We start from the raw sequence: 5,821 nt of genomic DNA on the forward strand, positions 1-5,821 counted from the left end.
CCCCCGCCCCCGAGCAGCAGCAGCCCCAGCCGCCGCAGCGGGAGAGCGCCTACGAACCGGCGTACGACGGCTACCCGCCGCGCGAGACGAGCTACGAGGGCTACGAGCAGCACGACGACCGTGGGCCCGGACCCCAACACGGCGGCCCCCAGCAAGGCGGTCCCCAACACGCCGGTCCGCCACACGGCGCCCCGCAGCACGGTCACCCGACCGCCCCGGCTGCTCACGACCCCCAGGGTCAACAGCAGCCCCAGCCGGAACGCTACGAACCGCAGGACCGCTACGAGCAGGCGGAACGCTACGACCAGGCGGAACGCTACGAGCAACCGGACCGCTACGACCAGGCGGAACGGTACGAGCAGGACCGCTACGACCAGTACGAGAGCCGCGACCAGTACGAGAGCCGGGAGGTTCCCGGGGCCCGCTCCGCGTATCCCGAGTACACGCACGGCCCGGGGCCGGCTCCCGGCCCGTCCTCGTGGCAGCAGCGGCGCGACCCTTACCCGCCGCAGCACCAGCGGCCCCAGCACTACGACCACCGGCAGCAGCCGTACGACCAGCAGGGCTACGACCAGCAGGGCTACGACCAGCAGTCGTACGACGCCTACGAACCGCAGCACCAGCACCAGCACCAGCCGCCGCAACAGCCACAACCGCAGCCCCAGCACCAGCAGCGCCCCCGGCCGCAGGTGCCGCCGCAGGGGCGACCGCCCGCCCCGCACTACGACAGCCCTTCCCAGCTGCCCGCACCCAGCGGTGCGCCGGGACCGCTGGCCGCGCAGCCGGCGCCCGCGACGGGCCCCGGGGAGCCGACGGCACGGCTGAATCCGAAGTACCTCTTCGACACCTTCGTGATCGGGGCCTCGAACCGCTTCGCGCACGCCGCGGCCGTCGCCGTGGCGGAGGCGCCCGCCAAGGCCTACAACCCGCTGTTCATCTACGGCGAGTCAGGCCTCGGCAAGACGCACCTGCTGCACGCGATCGGGCACTACGCGCGCAGCCTCTACCCGGGGACGCGGGTGCGGTACGTCAGTTCGGAGGAGTTCACCAACGAGTTCATCAACTCCATCCGCGACGGCAAGGCGGACGCGTTCCGCAAGCGCTACCGCGACATGGACATCCTGCTCGTCGACGACGTCCAGTTCCTGGCCGACAAGGAGTCGACGCAGGAGGAGTTCTTCCACACCTTCAACACCCTGCACAACGCCAACAAGCAGATCGTGCTCTCCAGCGACCGGCCGCCCAAGGCGCTGGAGACGCTGGAGGACCGGCTGCGCAACCGCTTCGAGTGGGGCCTGATCACCGACGTCCAGCCGCCCGAGCTGGAGACGCGTATCGCGATCCTCCGCAAGAAGGCGGTGCAGGAGCAGCTCAACGCCCCGCCCGAGGTGCTGGAGTTCATCGCCTCCCGCATCTCACGCAACATCCGCGAGCTGGAGGGCGCGCTGATCCGGGTGACGGCCTTCGCGAGCCTCAACCGGCAGCCGGTCGATCTCGGGCTGACGGAGATCGTGCTCAAGGACCTGATCCCCGGCGGCGAGGACGCGACTCCGGAGATCACCGCGCCCGCCATCATGGCGGCCACCGCCGACTACTTCGGGCTGACGGTGGACGACCTGTGCGGTTCCTCGCGCAGTCGCGTGCTGGTGACGGCGCGCCAGATCGCCATGTACCTGTGCCGGGAGCTGACGGATCTGTCGCTGCCGAAGATCGGCGGGCAGTTCGGGGGCCGCGACCACACCACGGTGATGCACGCCGACCGGAAGATCCGCGCGCTGATGGCGGAGCGGCGCTCCATCTACAACCAGGTCACGGAGCTGACCAACCGCATCAAGAACGCCTGACGGGCGGCCTGCGCGCAGCCTGCGGACGGTCTGCGGTCGGTCTGCGGACGACCTACGTGCAGCCTTCGGACGGCCTGCGGACGGCCTACGGCGGCCTACGGACGGACAGGGCCCCCGGGGAGAACTCCCCGGGGGCCCTTCGCTGTTCGATTCGGGAGGCGCGGAGCGGCTCGGTCCACAGTTGTGGCCGGTTCACCGCGTCCACACCCTGGGGACCTCTTCCGTTGTCCCAAGGGCGTCCACAGCCGGCCCCGTGGGAGGCTGTTCGCCGAGGTCACCCGCCTGTGTATTTGTGGGCGAGCTCTGTCCACACCTGTGGAGGACCGAACCGGCCGCCGACGGCTCTCGGACTTGTCCACCGTCCGCCCACAGGATGAGGCCACTTTTCCCCAGCGCACGGCCACTTCTCCACAGAACTGTCCACTGTTCGGCAACGCAACGCGCCCGCTCACCGGTCCGAGTGAAAGCCGTCACATCGAGGCCGAGGATTGGGCTGTGGGAAAGGTGGGTAAATCTGTGGGCGCAGCTGTGGGGAAACCCCCTCTGCCTGTGGGCGGGTTGTGGGGAACTTTTCGGTGTCCACAGCGAAGGCCCCTTCGTCCACGGGTCCACCCACAGGCCCGGTGGACAAAATTCCGGCTCTGAGCTGCGCAGACGGGCTTTTCCACGGTTTCCACAGGCCCTACTACTACGACGACACCTAGAGAGCCCGGGATTCGCTTCGAAGTGGGGGCTGTGCACAACTCGGCGCCTCGCGCCTCGGCCCGGATCTGCTCGACTTGACCCGCACCCGCTTCCGCTGTCGGTCCCGTGCGTCAGACTGGTTCCCGGCAACAGCACGTAAGAAGGCAGCGCGGGAGGCGGCTGAAGGTGAAGATCCGGGTTGAACGGGATGTCCTCGCGGAGGCGGTGGCATGGACGGCCAAGAGCCTCCCCGCCCGCCCTCCGGTGCCGGTGCTCGCGGGCCTGCTGCTGAAGGCGGACGACGGCGCGCTGAGCCTCTCCGGCTTCGACTACGAGGTGTCGGCGCGGGTCTCCGTCGAGGCCGAGGTCGAGGAGGAGGGCACCGTCCTGGTGTCCGGCCGGCTGCTGGCCGACATCTGCCGCGCGCTCCCCAACCGCCCGGTGGAGATCTCCACAGACGGTGTACGGGCGACCGTGGTCTGCGGCTCCTCGCGCTTCACGCTCCACACCCTGCCGGTGGAGGAGTACCCGGCGCTGCCCGAGATGCCGTCGGCCACCGGCACCGTTCCCGGTGAGGTCTTCGCCGCCGCGGCCCAGCAGGTCGCCATCGCGGCGGGGCGGGACGACACCCTGCCGGTGCTCACCGGTGTGCGCATCGAGATCGAGGGCGACACCGTCACCCTGGCGTCCACGGACCGCTACCGGTTCGCGGTCCGCGAGTTCCTGTGGAAGCCGGAGACGCCGGAGGCCTCGGCTGTGGCGCTGGTGCCGGCCAAGACGCTGCTGGACACCGCGAAGTCGCTCAGCGGCGGCGACAGCGTCACGCTGGCGCTCTCGGGCTCCGGGTCGGGCGAGGGCCTGATCGGCTTCGAGGGCGCGGGGCGGCGGACGACGACGCGGCTGCTGGAGGGCGACCTGCCCAAGTACCGCACGCTGTTCCCGACGGAGTTCAACTCGGTGGCCGTGATCGAGACGGCGCCGTTCGTGGAGGCCGTCAAGCGCGTGGCGCTGGTCGCTGAGCGCAACACGCCGGTGCGGCTGAGCTTCGAGCAGGGTGTGCTGACGCTGGAGGCGGGGTCGAGCGACGACGCACAGGCTGTGGAGCGTGTCGACGCCGACCTGGAGGGGGACGACATCTCGATCGCCTTCAACCCGGGGTTCCTGCTGGAGGGGCTGAGCGCGATCGACTCTCCGGTGGCCCAGCTGTCGTTCACCACCTCGACCAAGCCGGCGCTGCTGAGCGGTCGCCCGGCCAAGGACGCGGAGGCCGACGAGGCGTACAAGTACCTGATCATGCCGGTGCGGCTGTCGGGCTGACGCCCCCGCCGAGCGGGCTGAGGCCCTCGCCCCCGCCGGGCCGGCGCCCTGCTCCGGTGCCCGGTGCCGGTCTCGTCCGTGCCGGTGTCGGCGCCGGTCTCGTCCGTCCGTGCCGGTGCTCGTCTCGTCCGGTGGCTGGGGCGGCGGGCCTCGTCGTCGGCTGCCCGCCGGTGGCCGGGTGGTGCCCGCCTCCGGAATTCCCCCGGGATGTGCCCCCACTGCCGCCCCCGGCGGCGCCTGCCCACAGGGTGTGGAGGCGTAGGGTCGAATGCGTACGAAACTGCGAAAACGCGAGAAACACAGCTAAGGGGCAGTGATGGAGCTCGGTCTGGTCGGTCTCGGGAAGATGGGCGGGAACATGCGTGAGCGCATCCGCCGTGGGGGCCACACGGTCATCGGGTATGACCGGAATCCGGACATCGCGGACGTCGGCAGCCTCGAGGAGCTGGTGGGGTCGCTCAGCGGGCCGCGCGTGGTGTGGGTGATGGTGCCGGCGGGCGCGGCCACCCAGGCGACCGTCGACGAGCTGGCCGAGCTGCTCTCCCCCGGTGATCTGGTGGTCGACGGCGGGAACTCGCGCTGGACGGACGACGAGAAGCACGCCGAGGAGCTGAAGGCCAAGGGCATCGGTTTCGTCGACTGCGGCGTCTCGGGCGGCGTGTGGGGCCTGGAGAATGGCTACGCGCTGATGTACGGCGGCTCCGCCGAGGACGTGGCGAAGGTGCAGCCCGTCTTCGACGCGCTGAAGCCCGAGGGGGAGTTCGGCTCCGTCCACGCGGGCAAGGTCGGCGCGGGCCACTTCGCGAAGATGGTCCACAACGGCATCGAGTACGCGATGATGCAGTCCTTCGCCGAGGGCTGGGAGCTGCTGGAGGCCGCCGACTCGGTGACCGACGTGCGTGAGGTCTTCCGTTCCTGGCAGGAGGGCACCGTCATCCGCTCCTGGCTGCTGGACCTGGCGGTCAAGGCGCTGGACAGCGACGAGCACCTGCAGGCGCTGCGCGGCTACGCGGCCGACTCGGGCGAGGGCCGCTGGACGGTGGAGGCGGCGATCGACAACGCGGTGCCGCTGCCGGCGATCACCGCGTCGCTGTTCGCGCGTTTCTCCTCCCGGCAGGAGGACTCGCCGCAGATGAAGATGATCGCCGCGCTGCGCAACCAGTTCGGCGGGCACGCGGTCACCGCGGCCGGCAAGGCGGGGGAGACGGGCGCCGACGCTCCGGGTGCCGACGTCACTCCGCCCACGGGGGGCTGACGGCGCACCGATGCACGTCAGGCATCTCTCGCTGGCCGATTTCCGGTCGTACGCCCGGGCCGAGGTCTCCCTCGGCCCGGGCGTGACCGCGTTTCTCGGGCCGAACGGTCAGGGGAAGACGAATCTCGTGGAGGCCGTCGGCTATCTGGCCACGCTGGGCAGTCACCGGGTCTCCTCGGACGCGCCGTTGGTGCGGCAGGGCGCGGAGCGGGCGGTCGTGCGGGCCCAGGTGCGGCAGGGCGAGCGGGAGCAGCTGGTCGAGCTGGAGCTGAATCCGGGCAGGGCGAACCGGGCGCGGATCAACCGCTCCTCGCAGGTGCGGCCCCGCGATGTGCTGGGGATTGTGCGGACGGTGCTGTTCGCGCCGGAGGATCTGGCGCTGGTCAAGGGCGATCCGGGTGAGCGGCGCCGGTTCGTGGACGAGCTGGTGGTGGCGCGGGCGCCGCGGATGGCGGGGGTGCGTTCGGACTACGAGCGGGTGCTCAAGCAGCGCAACAGTCTGCTGAAGTCGGCGGCGATGGCGCGGCGGCACGGGGGCCGCGGGGTGGATCTGTCGACGCTGGACGTGTGGGATCAGCATCTGGCGCGGGCGGGGGCGCAGTTGTTGGCGCAGCGGTTGGATCTGCTGGCGGTGCTGGGTCCGCTGGCGGACAAGGCGTACGAGGCGCTGGCTCCTGGGGGTGGTCCGSYGGCGTTCGAGTACCGGGGTCCGGTGACGGAG

General features: G+C 70.8%; 4 protein-coding genes. All 4 read left to right on the forward strand.

Translation table 11 applies throughout. The features are described 5' to 3' along the window. The coding region (gene dnaA / locus AB8Z75_RS30135; protein ID WP_369207507.1) for a chromosomal replication initiator protein DnaA at nucleotides 1-1,844 on the forward strand (1,844 nt) is incomplete at its 5' end. A gap of 870 nt (nucleotides 1,845-2,714) precedes the next feature. Further along, nucleotides 2,715-3,845: a DNA polymerase III subunit beta gene (gene dnaN, locus AB8Z75_RS30140; RefSeq protein WP_369207509.1), complete on the forward strand. Its 1,131-nt coding sequence runs from the start codon at nucleotides 2,715-2,717 to the stop codon at nucleotides 3,843-3,845. Between the two features lie 316 nt (nucleotides 3,846-4,161). Next, the gene (gene gnd / locus AB8Z75_RS30145; protein ID WP_369207511.1) at nucleotides 4,162-5,100 is read left to right on the forward strand and encodes a phosphogluconate dehydrogenase (NAD(+)-dependent, decarboxylating); all 939 of its coding nucleotides are present in this window, start codon (nucleotides 4,162-4,164) and stop codon (nucleotides 5,098-5,100) included. 10 nt (nucleotides 5,101-5,110) lie between these two features. Next, a partial coding sequence (recF, locus tag AB8Z75_RS30150) for a DNA replication/repair protein RecF (protein WP_369207513.1) occupies nucleotides 5,111-5,821 on the forward strand: 711 nt, incomplete at its 3' end.

Origin of the sequence: Streptomyces sp. PU-14G, assembly GCF_041028275.1 — a bacterium.
GTDB lineage: Bacteria > Actinomycetota > Actinomycetes > Streptomycetales > Streptomycetaceae > Streptomyces.